16 protein-coding genes and 2 pseudogenes are annotated in these 16,769 nt (G+C 70.8%); 14 read left to right on the top strand and 4 right to left on the bottom strand.

The genetic code is table 11. The features are described 5' to 3' along the window. The first annotated feature begins 83 nt into the window (after positions 1-83). Positions 84-1,001 (top strand): DMT family transporter, encoded by a 918-nt coding sequence (locus tag K7B10_RS10325; protein ID WP_229335811.1) that lies wholly within the window; start codon positions 84-86, stop codon positions 999-1,001. Positions 1,002-1,040: 39 nt separating this feature from the next. Beyond that, entirely contained in the window at positions 1,041-2,234 is a 1,194-nt protein-coding gene (locus tag K7B10_RS10320; protein ID WP_229335810.1) for a cytochrome P450 family protein, read from the top strand. A gap of 50 nt (positions 2,235-2,284) precedes the next feature. On the opposite strand, the gene K7B10_RS10315 is transcribed toward K7B10_RS10320, so the two are convergent. Together K7B10_RS10315 and K7B10_RS41575 are read right to left on the bottom strand one after the other, a co-directional pair. Next, a complete protein-coding gene (locus tag K7B10_RS10315; RefSeq protein WP_372481546.1) occupies positions 2,285-2,971 on the bottom strand; it encodes a Gfo/Idh/MocA family protein in 687 nt (228 codons plus the stop codon). Continuing rightward, a pseudogene (locus K7B10_RS41575) lies at positions 2,951-3,289 on the bottom strand (Gfo/Idh/MocA family oxidoreductase); the annotation flags it as partial. The gene K7B10_RS10315 and the pseudogene K7B10_RS41575, both read right to left, overlap by 21 nt. A gap of 211 nt (positions 3,290-3,500) precedes the next feature. Between K7B10_RS41575 and K7B10_RS10310 the strand changes: the two are divergent. From K7B10_RS10310 to K7B10_RS10255, 12 genes and pseudogenes are all read left to right on the top strand, one after another. Next, positions 3,501-4,511, top strand: a complete 1,011-nt coding sequence (locus tag K7B10_RS10310; protein ID WP_078860043.1) for a sugar ABC transporter substrate-binding protein — start codon at positions 3,501-3,503, stop codon at positions 4,509-4,511. After that, a complete protein-coding gene (locus K7B10_RS10305) occupies positions 4,508-5,539 on the top strand; it encodes an ABC transporter permease (protein ID WP_229335808.1) in 1,032 nt (343 codons plus the stop codon). The genes K7B10_RS10310 and K7B10_RS10305 overlap by 4 nt, the downstream gene beginning before the upstream one ends. Then, positions 5,539-6,417 (top strand): ATP-binding cassette domain-containing protein, encoded by an 879-nt coding sequence (locus K7B10_RS10300; protein ID WP_229335807.1) that lies wholly within the window; start codon positions 5,539-5,541, stop codon positions 6,415-6,417. The genes K7B10_RS10305 and K7B10_RS10300 overlap by 1 nt, the downstream gene beginning before the upstream one ends. Before the next feature lie 16 nt (positions 6,418-6,433). Continuing rightward, a pseudogene (locus K7B10_RS10295) lies at positions 6,434-7,558 on the top strand (ROK family glucokinase); the annotation flags it as partial. 161 nt (positions 7,559-7,719) lie between these two features. Beyond that, positions 7,720-8,316 (top strand): hypothetical protein, encoded by a 597-nt coding sequence (locus K7B10_RS10290; protein WP_229335806.1) that lies wholly within the window; start codon positions 7,720-7,722, stop codon positions 8,314-8,316. Between the two features lie 39 nt (positions 8,317-8,355). Further along, positions 8,356-8,988 (top strand): MBL fold metallo-hydrolase, encoded by a 633-nt coding sequence (locus tag K7B10_RS10285; RefSeq protein WP_229335805.1) that lies wholly within the window; start codon positions 8,356-8,358, stop codon positions 8,986-8,988. A gap of 30 nt (positions 8,989-9,018) precedes the next feature. Beyond that, a complete protein-coding gene (locus tag K7B10_RS10280; RefSeq protein ID WP_229335804.1) occupies positions 9,019-9,804 on the top strand; it encodes an exodeoxyribonuclease III in 786 nt (261 codons plus the stop codon). 66 nt (positions 9,805-9,870) lie between these two features. After that, positions 9,871-10,311, top strand: a complete 441-nt coding sequence (locus K7B10_RS10275; protein WP_229335803.1) for a DUF6278 family protein — start codon at positions 9,871-9,873, stop codon at positions 10,309-10,311. A gap of 107 nt (positions 10,312-10,418) precedes the next feature. After that, positions 10,419-11,162: an amino acid ABC transporter ATP-binding protein gene (locus tag K7B10_RS10270; protein ID WP_030858240.1), complete on the top strand. Its 744-nt coding sequence runs from the start codon at positions 10,419-10,421 to the stop codon at positions 11,160-11,162. A gap of 10 nt (positions 11,163-11,172) precedes the next feature. Further along, positions 11,173-12,138: a glutamate ABC transporter substrate-binding protein gene (locus K7B10_RS10265; RefSeq protein WP_229335802.1), complete on the top strand. Its 966-nt coding sequence runs from the start codon at positions 11,173-11,175 to the stop codon at positions 12,136-12,138. Positions 12,139-12,154: 16 nt separating this feature from the next. Next, a complete protein-coding gene (locus K7B10_RS10260) occupies positions 12,155-12,799 on the top strand; it encodes an amino acid ABC transporter permease (RefSeq protein ID WP_229335801.1) in 645 nt (214 codons plus the stop codon). Continuing rightward, on the top strand, positions 12,796-13,680 hold the full coding sequence (locus tag K7B10_RS10255; protein ID WP_229335800.1) for an amino acid ABC transporter permease: 885 nt from the start codon (positions 12,796-12,798) through the stop codon (positions 13,678-13,680). Before K7B10_RS10260 ends, K7B10_RS10255 begins: the two co-directional genes overlap by 4 nt. Positions 13,681-13,716: 36 nt before the next feature. Here the strand turns inward: K7B10_RS10255 and K7B10_RS10250 are convergent, their stop codons facing one another. Continuing rightward, the gene (locus K7B10_RS10250) at positions 13,717-15,318 is read right to left on the bottom strand and encodes a CocE/NonD family hydrolase (protein ID WP_229335799.1); all 1,602 of its coding nucleotides are present in this window, start codon (positions 15,316-15,318) and stop codon (positions 13,717-13,719) included. A gap of 121 nt (positions 15,319-15,439) precedes the next feature. Continuing rightward, the gene (locus tag K7B10_RS10245) at positions 15,440-16,633 is read right to left on the bottom strand and encodes a L,D-transpeptidase (RefSeq protein ID WP_229344918.1); all 1,194 of its coding nucleotides are present in this window, start codon (positions 16,631-16,633) and stop codon (positions 15,440-15,442) included. Positions 16,634-16,769 lie beyond the last annotated feature (136 nt).

Here is a 16,769-nt window from a genome sequence, read left to right as displayed (position 1 = left end):
CCATGATCGGCTCCGGTACGGTGAGCGCGCCCGAGGGAGCCGCCGCAGTCTCCACCCCGCCCCACGCCGCTGGAGAGTCCCCGGTGAGCTCGTCCGCCCTGCTCGCACCCACCACCCCCCGCCGCGCTTGGCTCGCCGACCTGCCCGTCCTCGCCGTCGCCGTCGTCTGGGGCGGCAGCTACCTCGCGGCCAAGGGCCTCACCACGGCCCACACCGTGATCGCGGTCCTCGTCCTGCGCTTCGCGCTCGTGCTGCCCGTCGTCGCCGTCGCCGGCCGGCGACGGCTGCGGGCGCTCACCGCCCGTCAGCTGTCCGGCGCGGGCCTGCTGGGCCTCGTACTCGGCGGGATCTTCCTGCTGGAGACGTACGGGGTCGTCCACACCTCCGCCACCAACGCCGGCCTGATCATCAGCCTGACCATGATCTTCACCCCGCTCGCCGAGGCCGCCGTACGGCGCGAGGCCCCCTCGGGCACCTTCCTCACGGGCGCCGCGGCCTCCGTCGCCGGCGTCGTCCTGCTCACCCAGGGCGCCGGGCTCACCGTCCCGGGCGCCGGTGACCTGCTCATCCTCGGCGCGGCGCTCGCCCGGACCCTGCACGTCCTCCTCATGGCGCGGCTCGAGGCCGTCCGGGGCGCCGATCCGCTGTCGCTGACCACCGTGCAACTCGGCGGCGCCGTCCTCGTCTTCGCGGTGCTGGCCGCCGTACCCGGCACCGGCGACAGCCCCTGGGCGACGGCCGCGGCCTTCGGTCCCGCCCAATGGGCGGGACTCGCCTTCCTCTCCTTCTTCTGCACGCTCTTCGCCTTCTTCGTGCAGATGTGGGCCGTACGCCGCTCCTCGCCCTCCCGCGTCAGCCTGCTGCTCGGCACCGAACCCCTGTGGGCGGCCGCCGCCGGCATCGCCATCGGCGGGGAACACCTGGGCCCGGCCGGGTTCTCGGGCGCCCTGCTCGTCCTCGGCGGGACCGCGTGGGGCCGTCGCGCCGTGGCCGGAAATTGATGGTTCCAGCACTCATCGGTCACAATTAATCTGACCGGTATGCCACAACCGGACATCAGCGTGAACGACGCCGACTTCCACGCAGACCCCTACTCGTTCTACGCCCGGCTGCGCGCGGCCGGCCCGGTGCACCAGGTCGAGGTCACGGCTGCCGAGTACAGGCCCACGTTCCTGGTCGTCGGGTACGAAGAGTCCCGCCGGGCCCTCAACCACCCGGGTCTGCTGAAGAACTGGACCCGCGGCCAGGTCCTGCAGGGCATCGCGACCACCGCCGCCAACAGCAACATGCTGGAGGCCGACCCGCCGCACCACACCCGGCTGCGCCGTCTGATCGCCCGCGAGTTCACCCTGCGCCGCGTGCAGGCCATGCGCCCCCGCGTCCAGCGCATCGCCGACGAACTGCTCGACGCGATGGCCGCCCGCCCGCAGCGCACGGCCGACCTGATCAAGGCTCTCGCCTTCCCGCTTCCCATGACCGTCATCGGCGAACTCCTCGGCGTCCCGGACCTGGACCGCGAGCGCTTCAGCCACTGGTCCAAAGAGGTTCTCGCCCCCACCTCCGTGCCCCCGAGCACCACCGCGCACCAGAAGCTCGGCGACTACCTCACCGAACTCGTCGGGGCCAAGGCGAAGGACCCGGGCGACGACCTGCTGAGCGCCCTCATCCGGACCCGCGACGAGGACGGCGACGCGCTGTCGCCCGACGAGCTGATCGGGATGGCCTTCCTGCTGCTGGTCGCCGGCCACGAGACCACCGTCAACCTGATCTCCAACGGCACGCGCGCCCTGCTGGCCCACCCGGACCAACTGGCCGCCCTGCGCGCCGACTACGACGGCCTGCTCGACGGCGCTGTGGAGGAGATGCTGCGCTACGACGGCCCGGTGCAGAACACCACCTACCGCTACGCCCGCGAGGACATGGAGCTCGGCGGCACCGCCATCCCCGCCGGGGCCACCGTCCTCGTCTCGCTGGCCGGGGCGGACCGCGACCCCGGGCGGTACGAGGTCCCCGACACCTTCGACATCCGGCGCGCCCCGCAGGGCCACCTCGCCTTCGGGCACGGGCTGCACTTCTGCATCGGTGCCCCGCTCGCCCGCATGGAGGGCCGCATCGCGCTCCGCGGGCTGCTGGAGCGCTTCCCCGACCTGGCCGAGGACCCGGCCGGGGAGGCCCCGACGTACATCGGGGGCAGCCTGATCCGGGGCGTGACCCGGCTGCCGGTGCGCTGGTAGCGCCGTCCGTGGCCGATTCCGTACCGCCCCCGCCGCGGCCCCCGACGTCCCTACAGGTCCGGGAGCTCCGTCATCCGGACCGGGCGCCGCTCCCGCCGCGACACCTCGCAGGCCTCCGCGACGCGCAGCGCGGCCAGGGCCTCCCGGCCGTCGCACGGGTTGGGCCCCTCGCCGCGCACCAGCTTGACGAAGGCCGCCAGCTCCGCCTCGTACGCGGGGGCGAACCGCTCCAGGAACCCCGTCCAGGGCTTGCTCGCCGGGGGCGGGCCGTGCGGTTCGGTCGAGGCGATCGGCGTCCGGTCGTCCAGCCCGGAGGAGACCTGGTCGAGCGTCCCGGCCAGCTCCATCCGCACGTCGTACCCGGCGCCGTTGCACCGGGTGCCCGTACAGGTGGCCAGGGTCCCGTCGTCCAGGGTGAGGAGGGCGACGGCGGTGTCCACGTCGCCGAGCTCCCGGAAGACCGGCGGACCCGCGTCGGAGCCGGTCGCGTACACCTCGCTCACCTCGTGCCCGGTCACCCAGCGGACCATGTCGAAGTCGTGCACGAGGCAGTCCCGGTACAGGCCGCCGGACGTCGCCAGGTACGCGCCGGGCGGCGGCGCCGGATCGGCGGTCATCGTCCGTACGGTGTGCAGCCGGCCCAGGGCCCCGGAGCGCACCAGCTCGCGCGCGGTGCGGCAGCCCGCGTCGAAGCGGCGCATGAAGCCCAGCTGGAGCACCCCGTCCGCGGCGGACACCTCGCGCAGCACCGTCAGTGTCCGGGTCAGATCGGGGGCCAGGGGCTTCTCGCAGAAGACCGGGAGCCCGCCGCGGACCGCCCGCAGGACCAGCTCGGCGTGCCCGTCGGTGGCGCAGGCCACGACCACGGCGTCCACGCCCCAGGTGAAGACCTGCTCCACGGACGGGGCGGCGGTCGCCCCCAGCCGGTCGGCGAGGCGCGCCGCCCGCGCGGGATCGGCGTCGGCGAGCAGCAGCGAGCCGGCGTCCCGGTGGCGGGCGAGTGCCGCCGCGTGGAAAGAGCCGATCCGGCCCGTTCCGATCACCCCGATGCGCATGCAATCAACGTGACCCTGTCACCGGAAGCTGTCAATCCGCCCGGAGGGGCCTTCGATGGCACAGTGGGACCGGATGGGCTCTAAGGCCCCGATGACCGCACATGGTCCACTGTGGCGGATACTGAGCGGCTGGAACCGTAATGACCGCTTTTTGGCGGCAGCAGCCCCAGACGGCGGCGGCAGACGCAGGACGAGGGAAGGGCACGCAGACGTGGCTAGGGTTCGGACAGGGGTACGCGTCGTGGGCGCCGTGCTCGCGGCGGTGCTGGGAGCCTCGCTCGTGGGCTGCAGCAGCACGGGCGGCAAGCGCGCCGAGGACCGGGCGAAGGCCGCGCAGGCGGGCCGGCCCGCCGTGTCCACCCCGCGCTGGACCTTCGCGATGGTCACGCACGCGGGCGACGGCGACACCTTCTGGGACATCGTCCAGAAGGGCGCCAAGGAGGCCGCGGCGAAGGACAACATCAACTTCGTCTACGCCCACGACGACCAGGCCCAGCAGCAGGCCCAGTTCGTGCAGAACGCCATCGACCAGAAGGTCGACGGGATCGTGGTCAGTCTGGCCAAGCCCGAGGCGCTCAAGGACGTCATCGGCAAGGCGGTCAAGGCCGGCATCCCGGTGATCACGGTCAATTCCGGATCCGCGCAGTCCGCCGAGTACGGCGCCCTCACCCACATCGGCCAGGACGAGCAGATCGCCGGCGAGGCGGTCGGCACCGAGCTGACCAAGCGCGGCAAGAAGAAGGCCGTCTGCGTCCTGCACGAGCAGGGCAACGTGGGCCACGAGCAGCGCTGCGCCGGGGCGAAGAAGACGTTCGGCGGGACCATGGAGAACCTGTACGTCGAAGGCACCAACATGCCCTCCGTGCAGGCGGCCATCCAGGCGAAGCTGCAGGCCGACCCCTCCGTCGACGCGATCGTCACGCTCGGCGCCCCCTTCGCGCCGACGGCGGTCAAGGCGAAGGACGCGGCGGGCAGCAAGGCCGAGGTCGACACCTTCGACCTCAACGAGTCCGTCGCCCGCGACCTCAAGTCCGGCGCCCTCGGCTTCGCCGTCGACCAGCAGCCCTACCTGCAGGGCTACGAAGCCATCGACCTGCTCTGGCTCTACCGCTACAACGCGAACGTGCTCGGCGGCGGCCGCCCCGTACTGACCGGACCGCAGATCGTGACGGCCGACGAGGCCGGCAAGCTGGAGGAGTTCATCAAGCGGGGCAGCCGATGAGCACGGCAACGGCCGTCGACGAGCGGCTCGCCCCCACCTCCCTGGTCCGCAGGCTGCTCGGCCGCCCCGAGTTGGGCGCGGTCGTCGGCGCGGCCGCCGTCTTCGTCTTCTTCTCCTTCGCCGCGCCGAGCTTCCTGCAGGCCTCCAGCCTCAGCACGATCCTGTACTCGGCCTCCACCATCGGGATCATGGCGTGCCCGGTGGCCCTGCTGATGATCGGCGGCGAGTTCGACCTCTCGGCCGGCGTCATGGTCACCACCTCGGCGCTGGTCAGCGCGATGTTCAGCTACCAGATGACCGCCAACGTGTGGGTGGGCGTCGGGGTGTCCCTGCTGGTCACCCTGGCCATCGGCTTCTTCAACGGGTTCATGCTGACCCGCACCCGGCTGCCCAGCTTCATCATCACGCTCGGCACGTTCCTGATGCTGACGGGCCTGAACCTCGGCTTCACCAAGCTGATCAGCGGCTCCGTCTCGACGAAGACGATCGCCGACATGGAGGGCTTCTCCTCCGCCCGCGCGCTCTTCGCCTCGCAGTGGAACGTCGGCTCGGTCACCCTCAAGGTCACCATCCTGTGGTGGCTGGCCCTGGTGGCCGTCGCCACCTGGATCCTGCTGCGCACCCGCGCCGGCAACTGGATCTTCGCGGTCGGCGGCGGGGCGGACGCGGCCCGCGCGACCGGAGTCCCCGTCGTCAAGACCCGTATCGGCCTGTACATGGGCGTCGCCCTGTGCGCCTGGATCTCCGGGCAGCACATCCTCTTCTCGTTCGACGTGGTGCAGTCGGGCGAGGGAGTGGGCAACGAGTTCCTGTACATCATCGCGGCCGTCATCGGCGGCTGTCTGATGACCGGCGGCTACGGCTCGGCGATCGGCTCGGCCGTCGGCGCCTTCATCTTCGGCATGACCAGCAACGGCATCGTGTACGCCCAGTGGAACCCGGACTGGTTCAAATTCTTCCTCGGCGCCATGCTCCTGCTGGCGACGCTGCTCAACGCATGGGTCCGCAAGCGGGCGGAGGCGAAGTGATGACCAAGTCCGTGTCCCCGACCCCGTACGAGAAGTCCTCCGCGCCGGCGCTCGTGCAGATGACCGACGTCAGCAAGTTCTACGGCAACATCCGCGCGCTCCAGGGGGTCTCCCTGGAGGTCCACGCCGGCGAGATCACCTGCGTCCTCGGCGACAACGGCGCCGGCAAGTCCACCCTCATCAAGATCATCGCGGGGCTGCACCGGCACGACGCCGGCCGCTTCGAGATCGAGGGCGAGGAGACCGTGCTCGCCAACCCGCGCGCCGCCCTCGACCACGGCATCGCCACCGTCTACCAGGACCTGGCCGTCGTCCCGCTCATGCCGGTCTGGCGGAACTTCTTCCTCGGCTCCGAGCCCACCAAGGGCCGCGGCCCCTTCCGCCGCCTCGACGTGGACTTCATGCGGGAGACCACCCGCGCCGAGCTGCTGCGCATGGGCATCGACCTGCGCGACGTCGACCAGCCGATCGGCACCCTGTCCGGCGGCGAGCGGCAGTGCGTGGCCATCGCCCGCGCCGTCTACTTCGGGGCCAAGGTGCTCGTCCTCGACGAGCCCACCGCCGCCCTCGGGGTGAAGCAGTCCGGCGTGGTCCTCAAGTACGTCGCCGCCGCCCGTGACGCGGGCCTCGGCGTGGTCCTGATCACCCACAACCCGCACCACGCCTACCTGGTCGGCGACCGGTTCGTGCTGCTCAAGCGGGGCACGATGGCGGGCAGCCACACCCGTGACTCGATCACCCTGGACGAGCTCACCCGGCAGATGGCGGGCGGCTCCGAGCTGGACGAGCTGAGCCACGAACTGGAGCGGGTGGCAGAATCAGGACCGGAGCACCCGTCCGGAGCAGCCGATCCGGCGTCCGGAACCACCGCACTTTGAGGGACGACACGACTCGATGAGCACGTACCGGGACTTTGCGCTGACCCACCGGGGGGCGGCGCGGAGCACCGTCCTGCGGACCATCGGGACCCGTGAGCGCCGGTCGCACCTGACCGCCCCGCGCGTCCCGACCGTCGGCATCGACATCGGCGGCACCAAGGTGATGGCCGGTGTGGTCGACGCCGACGGGGTCATCCTGGAGAAGATCCGGACCGAGACCCCCGACAAGTCGAAGAGCCCCAAGGTCGTCGAGGACACCATCGTCGAGCTGGTGCTCGACCTGTCCGACCGGCACGACGTCCACGCCGTGGGCATCGGGGCGGCCGGCTGGGTCGACGCCGACCGCTCCCGGGTGCTCTTCGCGCCCCACCTGGCCTGGCGCGACGAGCCGCTGCGCGACGCGCTCCAGTCCCGGCTCGCGGTCCCGGTCATGGTGGACAACGATGCCAACACCGCCGCCTGGGCGGAGTGGCGCTTCGGCGCCGGGCGCGGCGAGGACCACCTCGTGATGATCACGCTCGGCACCGGCATCGGCGGCGCGATCCTCGAAGGCGGCCAGGTCAAGCGCGGCCGTTTCGGGGTCGCCGGCGAGTTCGGCCACATGCAGGTCGTGCCCGGCGGCCACCGCTGCCCCTGCGGCAACCGCGGCTGCTGGGAGCAGTACAGCTCCGGCAACGCCCTGGTCCGCGAAGCCCGCGAGCTGGCCGCCGCCGACTCGCCGGTCGCGTACAACATCATCGCCAGGGTCGGCGGCAACGTCGCGGAGATCACCGGTCCGCTCATCACCGAGCTGGCCCGCGAGGGTGACGCCATGTGCGTCGAGCTCCTCCAGGACATCGGCCAGTGGCTGGGCGTCGGCATCGCCAACCTCGCCGCCGCCCTCGACCCCTCCTGCTTCGTCATCGGCGGCGGCGTCAGCGCCGCCGACGACCTGCTGATCGGCCCCGCGCGGGACGCCTTCCGGCGCCACCTCACCGGACGCGGCTACCGCCCCGAGGCCCGTATCGCCAAGGCCGAGCTCGGCCCCGAAGCCGGCATGGTCGGGGCCGCCGACCTCGCCCGGCTCGTCGCCCGCCGTTTCCGCCGCGCCACGCGCCGGCGCGTCGAGCGGTACGAGCGCTACGCGCAATGGGGCCTGATCGACTCCCCGGCCATCGCCGAGCGCAAGGCCGCCGAGGCCAAGGCCGCCGAGGCCGAGACCGCCGAGCGCAGGGCGGCGGAGCGCGGAGCCGACGCGGCCGACGGGGCCGGCTCCGGGGCCGCGGATCCCCGGGCCGCCGACCACCCCGAGGGGGGCACGCCGTGACCCCGCCCTCCCTGCCCCGCCAGGCGCCGCCCCCCGACGAGGGTTCCACCCCCGCCACCCCCCTCCCGGTGGAGGACCGGCGGCACGTCGTACGGCGCCGCTGGATCACCGCGATCATCATCCTGCTGCTGGTCGGCGTGCCCGCGGGCTACCTCGCCGTGTCCGCCCAGCAGAGCCGTGAGAGCGGCCGGGACAAGGCCGCCAAGGTCGGCGCGACCAAGGTGCGCCCCGGCTGGCCCTCCAAGGTGCAGCGCAGCATCTACGAGGTGCCGATCCCGCCGAAGGCCTGGCGGGTCGGGTTCCTGGAGACCAACAACTGGCGCACCAGCCGGCTGTACGTCCAGTTCGCGGTCACCCCCGCCGACCTGGACGCCTTCCTGGCCGACATCGGCACCAGCCGCTCCGAGCTGACCCGCGAGGTCTCCGTCGGGGCGCACGACGCCGCGATCGCGGGCTGGAGCTGGGGCCCGCACAACACCTGGTACGGCACCACCCTGGAGCAGCAGAACCCGCGCCCCACCCGGGACGTCACGGTGGACCTCACCGACCCGGCCAAACCGAGGGTCTACGTGGTCTCCACGGCGACGCCGTAGCGACGGCGGTCCGGCCGGCCCCGCCGATAGCCTGCTCCCATGAAGCTCACCAAGCGGCTGCACTCCTGTGTCCAACTGGAGAAGGACGGGCGCGTGCTCGTCATCGACCCGGGCGCCTTCAGCGAACCCGACGCCGGGCTCGGGGCGGACGCCCTGCTCGTCACCCACGAGCACCCCGACCACTTCGACGAGGGCCGGCTGCGCGCCGCCCTCGACGCCAACCCGGCGGCCGCGCTCTGGACGCTGCGCAGCGTCGCGGAGCGGCTGGCCCCCGCCTATCCGGGCCGGGTGCACACCGTCGGCCACGGGGACGCCTTCAGCGCCGCGGGCTTCGAGGTCCAGGTCCACGGCGAGCTGCACGCCGTGATCCACCCCGACATCCCGCGGGTCACCAATGTCGGCTACCTCGTGGACGGTTCGCTCTTCCACCCCGGTGACGCGCTGACCGTGCCCGAGGTTCCCGTGGACACGCTGATGCTCCCGGTGCACGCGCCCTGGAACAAGGTCGCCGAGGTGATCGACTACCTGCGCGAGGTCAAGCCGCGCCGGGCGATCGACATCCATGACGCCTACCTCTCGGACATCGCCCGGCCGATCTACGACAACGTCCTCGCGGCCCTGGGCGGCACCGACCACGGGCGGCTCGCCGCCGGGGACGCCGCCCAGCTGTGACTGTCGGTGCCGGGCGGTAGGTTGGACGGCATGCGTATCGCCACGTTCAACGTCAACTCGATCACCGCCCGGCTGCCCCGGCTGCTGGCCTGGCTGGAGAGCTCCGGCACCGATGTCGTGTGCATCCAGGAGACCAAGTGCTCCGAGGAGCAGTTCCCGCACGAGCAGCTGCGCGAGCTGGGGTACGAGTCGGCCGTCAACGCCACCGGCAGGTGGAACGGGGTGGCCCTGATCTCCAAGGTCGGCCTGGAAGACGTGGTCAAGGGCCTGCCCGGCGGCCCCGACTACGAGGGCGTCGAGGAGCCGCGGGCGATCTCCGCCACCTGCGGCGGGGTGCGCCTGTGGTCGGTGTACGTGCCGAACGGCCGCGAGGTCGAGCACGACCACTACGGCTACAAGCTGGACTGGTTCCGCGCGCTGACCACCGCCGTCGCCGAAGACGCGGCCGGCCCGCGCCCGTTCGCGGTGCTCGGCGACTACAACGTGGCCCCGACCGACGAGGACGTGTACGACCCGGCGGTCTTCGCGGGCCTGACCCACGTGACCCCCGCCGAGCGCGCCGCCCTGGAGGCACTGCGTGCCGCGGGCCTCTCCGACGTGCTGCCGCGCCCGCTCAAGTACGACCGGCCGTACACGTACTGGGACTACCGCCAGCTCGCCTTCCCCAAGAACCGGGGCATGCGCATCGACCTGGTCTACGGGAACGAGCCCTTCACCAAGGCCGTCACCGACGCCTACGTCGACCGCGAGGAGCGCAAGGGCAAGGGCGCCTCGGACCACGCCCCGGTCGTCGTCGACCTGGCGCTGGACGCGTAGCCGGTCCCCGGACGGATCCCGCGCGCCCTGTGGCCAGCGCGGGATCCTGGTGCCAGGCTGGTCGGTATGAACATCCCCTTCCTGGACCACTGGCTGAACCGGCACGAAACGGAACGGGGTGCGGGACTGGCCGCCGCCCTCGCGGACGACCCCGAGAGCGTCAACGAGTTGTTCTCGGAATGCGAGATGCTGCGCGTCCACGCCCGCGCGGCAGGACTGGAACTCGACGGGAGCCCGGCCTCGTTGGAGGCGCTCGACCAGCTGATGCCCCGCTGGCGCCGGGACCCCGAGGTCGTGCCCTGGCTCGGCAACGACGCGGGCTTCTACCTCGGCACGGTGATCATCCGGACCAAGCTGGGCTCCGCCTGGCAGGTCTGGCCCAACGGCCAGCCGGTGATCCGCCTGGCCTCGGGCCGCGAGCTGAACGTGGTGGAGTCGGGGGTGTCCTGGGCGATGACGGGATCCCCGGAGCTCTCCCAGGCGTATGCCGAAGCCTCCGAAGGCTGACCCGATTGAGCTTTATGTCGCCTTTAGGCGTGTCGAGCGGAAGTGCCCTTCCGACGCTGGATAGTTTGCGCTGACCTCGACACTCCGACAGGTGGGCAGGGCAGCGTATGGCCGTCGATCCGTTGATCGAACTGAGGGACGTCAACAAGCACTACGGGGCGTTGCACGTTCTCCAGGACATCAACCTCACCGTCGGCCGCGGGGAGGTGGTGGTGATCATCGGCCCCTCCGGCTCCGGGAAGTCGACCCTGTGCCGGACCATCAACCGCCTGGAGACCATCGAGTCGGGCACGATCCGGCTCGACGGCAAGCCGCTGCCGGACGAGGGCAAGGAGCTGGCGGCCCTGCGCGCCGATGTGGGCATGGTCTTCCAGTCCTTCAACCTCTTCGCGCACAAGACCGTCCTCGCCAACGTCTCGCTCGCACAGGTCAAGGTCAGGAAGCGCAAGAAGGACGAGGCCGACAAGCGCTCCCGTGAGCTGCTCGGCCGCGTGGGCCTCGCCGACCAGGCCCCGAAGTACCCCGCCCAGCTCTCCGGCGGCCAGCAGCAGCGCGTCGCGATCGCCCGGGCCCTCGCCATGAACCCCAAGGCGCTGCTCTTCGACGAGCCCACCTCGGCCCTCGACCCGGAGATGATCAACGAGGTGCTGGAGGTCATGCGCCAGCTCGCCGCCGACGGCATGACCATGGTCGTGGTCACCCACGAGATGGGCTTCGCCCGGTCCGCCGCCAACCGCGTCGTGTTCATGGCCGACGGCAGGATCGTCGAGGACCGCACGCCGGAGGAGTTCTTCACCGCCCCGGAGAGCGAGCGGGCCCGGGACTTCCTCTCCAAGATCCTCAAGCACTGAGGGCGGGCCGATGAAGCGCACCCACGGCGCGCCCCCGCGCGCCCGCCGCCGTCCCCGCCCGTCCCGCCGTCCGCTGCGCCTCCTCCCGCTCCTCCTCGTCGCCGTCCTGCTGGCGCTCCTCACCGGCTGCGGCAAGGAGGGCAGCCCGCCGGTCAAGGGCCCCCAGCCCGAGGACCTTCCGGTGTACAAGGTCGCGACCGGTTTCGAACTGCCGCAGTCCCGGACCTGGGAGCGTGCCAAGAAGCGCGGCCACCTGGTGGTCGGGGTCAAGGAGGACCAGCCGTACCTGGGCGAGAAGGACCCCGCGAGCGGCCGCTACTCCGGCTTCGACATCGAGATCGCCAAGATGATGGCGGCCTCGCTCGGCTTCGACCCCAAGACCACCGAGTTCAAGACGATCGCCTCCGCCAACCGCGAGACGGCCCTCCAGAACGGCCAGATCGACTACTACGTCGGCACCTACACGATCAACGACAACCGCAAGAAGCAGGTCGGCTTCGCCGGCCCGTACTTCATGGCCGGCCAGTCCCTGCTCGTGCGCAAGGACGAGAAGGACATCAAGGGGCCGGGCGACCTCGCCGGCAAGAAGGTCTGCTCCGCCGCCGGCTCCACCCCCTACCAGCGGCTGGGGCGCGAGTACCCCGAGGCGGTCCTCGTCGCGTACGACACCTACTCCGTCTGCGTGGACAACCTGCTGACCTACCAGGTCGACGCCGTCTCCACCGACGACTCCATCCTCCTCGGCTACGCGGCCAAGGTCCCCGAGGAACTGAAGGTCGTGGGCGAGCCCTTCTCCGAGGAGCCCTACGGCATCGGCGTCCCGCGCGGCGACGACGCCCTGCGCTTCGCCCTCGACGACGCCCTCCGGCAGCAGGAGGAGAACGGCAACTGGAAGAAGGCGTACGAGGCCACGCTCGGCCTGTCCGGCGTCCCGGCCCCGAAACCGCCCGCCATCGACCGCTACCCGGCGGGCTGAGGGGAGAGCCACCACCATGTACGTGCTCACCGAGAACTTCTCGCTCTACTGGCAGGGCTTCCTCGGAACCGTCCAGCTCACCGTCTACGCCTCGCTCCTCGCCCTCGTCCTCGGCTTCGTGATGGCCTCCTTCCGTGTCGCGCCCGTCGGCTCCTTCCGGGTCTTCGGCACGGTCTGGGTCACCGTGCTCCGCAACACCCCGCTCACCCTGCTCTTCTTCGCCGTGCTGCTGGGCCTGCCGCGCTTCGGTCTGGTCCTGCCCTTCCAGGTGTTCGCGGTCCTCGCCCTGGGCTGCTACACCTCCGCCTTCATCTGCGAGGCCCTGCGCTCGGGCATCAACACCGTGCCCAAGGGCCAGGGCGAGGCCTCCCGCAGCCTGGGCATGACCTTCACCCAGACCCTGGGCTCGGTGGTCCTGCCGCAGGCCTTCCGCAGCGTCATCCCGCCCATCGGGTCCACGCTGATCGCCCTCGCCAAGAACTCGGCGATCGCCGGCGCCTTCAGCGTCACCGAGCTGCTGGGCACGTACAAGACACTCAGCGAGCTGGGCTACAACATCATCTGGACCTTCGTCTGGATCGCCGTCGGCTACCTGATCATCACCTTGTCCATCAGCGCGCTCTTCAACGTGCTGGAGAAACGCTGGGGGATCACCCGATGACCGCGCACGCGCTCCACGGGGACCTGGAGTCCACCGCCCTCTACGACCTGCCCGGCCCGCGGACCCGGCGCCGGCACTTCCTCTACGGGATCGCCTCCACGGTGGTGATCCTCGGGCTGCTCGCCTGGCTCCTCTACCTCCTGTTCGACACCGAGCAGTTCACCGCCGCCAAGTGGAGCCCCTTCACGTACAAGGGCATCCAGGAGCTGCTGCTCAGGGGGCTGGGGAACACCCTCAAGGCCTTCCTGTACGCCTCGGTGTTCTCGCTGGTCCTCGGCACGGTGCTCGCGGCCGGACGGCTCTCCGTGCACCGGCCGGTGCACTGGGCGGCCACCCTGTGCGTGGAGTTCTTCCGGGCCATGCCGGTCCTGGTGATGATCTTCTTCATCTTCATCGCCCTGAAGGTCCAGCCGCTGCCCGCGCTGGTGGCGGGGCTGACCTTGTACAACGGCTCCGTGCTCGCCGAGGTCTTCCGTACGGGGATCAACTCCGTCGACCGGGGCCAGCGCGAGGCGGCGTACGCGCTCGGCATGCGCAAGACCCAGGTGATGACCTTCGTACTCGCACCGCAGGCGGTGCGGGCGATGCTGCCCACGATCATCAGCCAGCTGGTGGTGGCGCTGAAGGACACCTCGCTCGGCTACCTGATCACGTACGAGGAGTTCCTGCACGCGGGCAAGCTGATCGCCTCGAACCTCGACTACGACCTCCCTTTCATCCCCGTCGTGATGATCATCTCCCCGATCTACATCGGGATGTGCATGCTGCTCTCCTGGTTCGCCGGCTGGGTGGCGCGGTTCGAGCGGAGCAGCCCGAAGACCGAGGCGGTCGACGTCGCCGAGGCCGGACCCGGAACGGTGCTGCCGGGCGAGCCGCGGTAGCTCCGAAGAGCCGCCCCGCCCGGCAGCAGCCGCAGATCACTGCTCGCGCAGAGGTACCGAGACGTACGAGGGATCGGTGCGCGGCGAGGAGAAGGTCAGCTGTGCGCCGGTGGGGTTGTGCTCGATGTAGAGGGGGTCGACGGTGTCGACGACGAGGGCGAGCCGGTGGCCCTCGGGCACGTCGTAGGCGGTGGAGAACAGCTCCAGGTCCACACCGAAGGACTGGCCCCGGGGCTTGCCGTGGAAGGTGTACGGGGCGTTGCTGACGAGCTTGCCGATGCCGAGCGGGCCGACGTCGTAGAGGTACGCGACGAACGTGCCGTCCGAGGCGGTGGGAGTGACCGTGGTGTGCAGCTTCACGGTGCCGCGGATGCGGCGGTCGGCGTCCTGGCGCGGGGACTGCCAGACGGCGGCGAAGGCGCGGGGCAGGAGCGGGACGGAGGCCGTCGGGGGAGCCTTGGCGAACTGGTCCAGGAGGCTGGAGAGGAAGACGACGCCGCCGTCGGCGCCCGAGTCGACGCCCGTGAAGAGGTGCTCGCCGTCGGAGAGCGGGATCCTCTCGGTGCCGCCGGAGCCGACCGACTTCCAGTCCGCGTAGCCTTCGTAGCCCTCGGTGCTGCGGGACTTGATCTGCACCGGCGCCTCGGTGTCCACACCGTTGAGCTCGCCCTTGAGGTGGCGGTCGAACCAGCGGTGGGCGTTGGTCCAGGTGTCGTTGGGCAGCCCGAGCAGGCCGGTGCCCTCGGCGGTGGCGTGGTCGCCGGGCCGGAATTCCAGGCGCTTGGGGCCGGTCAGCTTCTCGTAGAAGGCCGCGTACTGGTTGGGCGGGAAGATGGAGTCGCCCCAGGCGTTGCCCAGCATGATCGCGGCGCCGTTGGCGTTGATCTCGTCGATCCGTTCCGCTGCCGAGCGCTTCTTGCCCCACTCGATCATCTGCGGCTCCCGGTCCAGCCGGGAGCCGATGAAGTCGCCGAGGATCTGCTGGAGTTCGGGGCCGGGGCGGCCGGTCAGGTAGCCGGCGCCGCCGAGCAGCGCGGCGGCCTGGAGGTGCTGGGTGCGGCCCGAGTAGATCGACTCGATGATGTCGGCCCAGCCGCTGAGCGCGACCACGGCCTTGATGCGGGGGTCCTGCGCGCAGGCCAGCAGGCTGATGCCCGCCCCGTACGAGACCCCGCCCAGGCCGATGTGGGCGGCGTCGGCGGGGGTGTTGGCCAGCGCCCAGTCGATGACGGCGGACACGTCGGCGATGTCGGGAGGTCCGGCCACCTCGATCTGGCCGCCGGAGAGCCAGAAGCCGCGGGAGGTGTAACTGACGACGACGTAGCCGTCGTCGGCGAGCTTCTTGGCCTGGGCGACGTATTCGATCTGCGGCATGCCCCAGCTGGTGGGGAGCACGATGAGCGGGTACGTCCGGCCGGACCGCGCGTCGGCGGGGGTGAAGACGTTGCCCTTCAGGGTGATTCCGCCGGAGCCGGGGATGTCGTGGAAGCGGAGGTCGGACGGGGCCGACGCAGCCGCCGCGCCGGAGGGGGCGGTTGCCGCCCGGGCCTGGTGGGGGGCCAGGCCCAGGGCGGTTGCCGCGAGTACGGCCGCCACGGCGGCCACGGTGCTGCTGGTGGTGCGGGCGGTGCGGACCATCGATCGCTCCTCGCGTGCGCCGGTGTCAAAGTGACCCGACGGTAACGGGAGGGGCTTACCGGAGGTAACCCATCGGTGAGCTACGCGCTGGTAACGATTGGACGCGTGTCAAGTGCGCCGATCAGCCGTTCTGGGGAGTGGCGCCCGCGGCCCCGGCCAGGGCGCTCTTGGCCTTCCACTCCTCCCACGACAGGTTCCACTCGCCGTAGCCGTTGCCGATGTCGGCCTTGCCCTTGGAGCCGTCGCCGGTGACCTCGACCAGGTCGCCGACCTGGGCCTCGCCGAACAGGGCCTTCGCGTCGGAGTCGCTCATGCCCACGCAGCCGGAGCTGGTGTTGGCCCGGCCGAAGTTGCCGCTGTTCCACGGAGCGGCGTGGATGTACATGCCCGACCAGGTCACCCGCATCGAGTAGTCGACCATCTTGTCGTAGGAGTCGCCCAGGCCCACCGTCTGGGAGTCCATCCGGATGGTGCCCTCCTTGGTCATCAGCACCATCTTCCCGGACCAGGAGGCCTTCTGGCCGCCGGGCGTGCCCGCCGAGACCGGGATGGTCTTCACGGCCTGGCCGTCCTCGGTCACCGTCATCTTGTGGGTGTCGAGGTTGACCTGGAGCCGGCGATCCTTGCCGATCTTGAACTCGGTGTTGTAGTCCTTCACGAACATCCCGCCGCCCTGGCCCGAGTCCACCCCGTTGAGGCTCATCTCGACCTTCACGTCGGTGCCGGACTTCCAGTACTCCTTCGGCCGCCAGTCCACCCGGTCGTTGCCGGTGTAGTCCTTGAACCAGCCCCAGGAACCCTCGGTGTTGTTCGAGGTGGTGACCTTCAGGTGCTTCTCCACCTCGGCCTTGTTCTTCACCGGGTTGTCGAAGACGATCGAGACCGGCTGGGCGATGCCCACCACCCCGTTGGCCTTGCCCGGGTTGATGGTGACCTTGTTCACCTTGTCCGCGGCGGCCGTCTTGAACTGGGCGTTCGCGCTCTGACTGTCGGTGTTCTGGGCCTCGACCTTGTAGTCCGTGCCCGGCGAGGCGTTGCGCTCGGAGGTCCACGTCTTGCCGTCGTCGGCTATCTTCCCGGGCAGTTCGCCGCCCTTGCCGTCGGACACCTTGACCAGGGCCAGCTTCCCCTCGGTGAGGGTCACCTTCACCGGCTCGCCGGGCTTGGCCTGATCGCCCGTGAGGTTCACGGATATCGCCATGTCCGGCTTCTTCTTCGCGTCCGCCGTGCCGGAGGCGCCGGCGCCCCCGCCTCCGCCCGAGCCGCCCCCGCAGGCGGTCAGCGCTACGGCCATGAGTGCGGTCCCGGCCAGCATGGCGTGGCGACTGCGTGCGGTACGGCGTGTGCGGCTCAACGAAACCCCTCCAAGTAATGATCGTTCGCAAATGGAGATGCGGACGGCACGACTTTAGGTTGCACAAACCGCCGAAAAGATCTGACTTTCGGTTGTG

Source organism: Streptomyces flavotricini, from assembly GCF_020639365.1.
Lineage (GTDB): Bacteria > Actinomycetota > Actinomycetes > Streptomycetales > Streptomycetaceae > Streptomyces > Streptomyces flavotricini.
Note: the sequence above shows the minus strand (reverse complement) of the source record. Positions and strands in the feature narration are given on the sequence as shown.

Coding starts and splice junctions, on each gene's coding strand:
- K7B10_RS10320 (WP_229335810.1), top strand. CDS start 1,041: ATGCCACAACCGGACATCAGCGTGAACGACGCCGACTTCCACGCAGAC.
- K7B10_RS10305 (WP_229335808.1), top strand. CDS start 4,508: ATGAGCACGGCAACGGCCGTCGACGAGCGGCTCGCCCCCACCTCCCTG.
- K7B10_RS10300 (WP_229335807.1), top strand. CDS start 5,539: ATGACCAAGTCCGTGTCCCCGACCCCGTACGAGAAGTCCTCCGCGCCG.
- K7B10_RS10285 (WP_229335805.1), top strand. CDS start 8,356: ATGAAGCTCACCAAGCGGCTGCACTCCTGTGTCCAACTGGAGAAGGAC.
- K7B10_RS10280 (WP_229335804.1), top strand. CDS start 9,019: ATGCGTATCGCCACGTTCAACGTCAACTCGATCACCGCCCGGCTGCCC.
- K7B10_RS10275 (WP_229335803.1), top strand. CDS start 9,871: ATGAACATCCCCTTCCTGGACCACTGGCTGAACCGGCACGAAACGGAA.
- K7B10_RS10270 (WP_030858240.1), top strand. CDS start 10,419: ATGGCCGTCGATCCGTTGATCGAACTGAGGGACGTCAACAAGCACTAC.
- K7B10_RS10265 (WP_229335802.1), top strand. CDS start 11,173: ATGAAGCGCACCCACGGCGCGCCCCCGCGCGCCCGCCGCCGTCCCCGC.
- K7B10_RS10260 (WP_229335801.1), top strand. CDS start 12,155: ATGTACGTGCTCACCGAGAACTTCTCGCTCTACTGGCAGGGCTTCCTC.
- K7B10_RS10255 (WP_229335800.1), top strand. CDS start 12,796: ATGACCGCGCACGCGCTCCACGGGGACCTGGAGTCCACCGCCCTCTAC.
- K7B10_RS10250 (WP_229335799.1), bottom strand. CDS start 15,318: ATGGTCCGCACCGCCCGCACCACCAGCAGCACCGTGGCCGCCGTGGCG.
- K7B10_RS10245 (WP_229344918.1), bottom strand. CDS start 16,633: ATGCTGGCCGGGACCGCACTCATGGCCGTAGCGCTGACCGCCTGCGGG.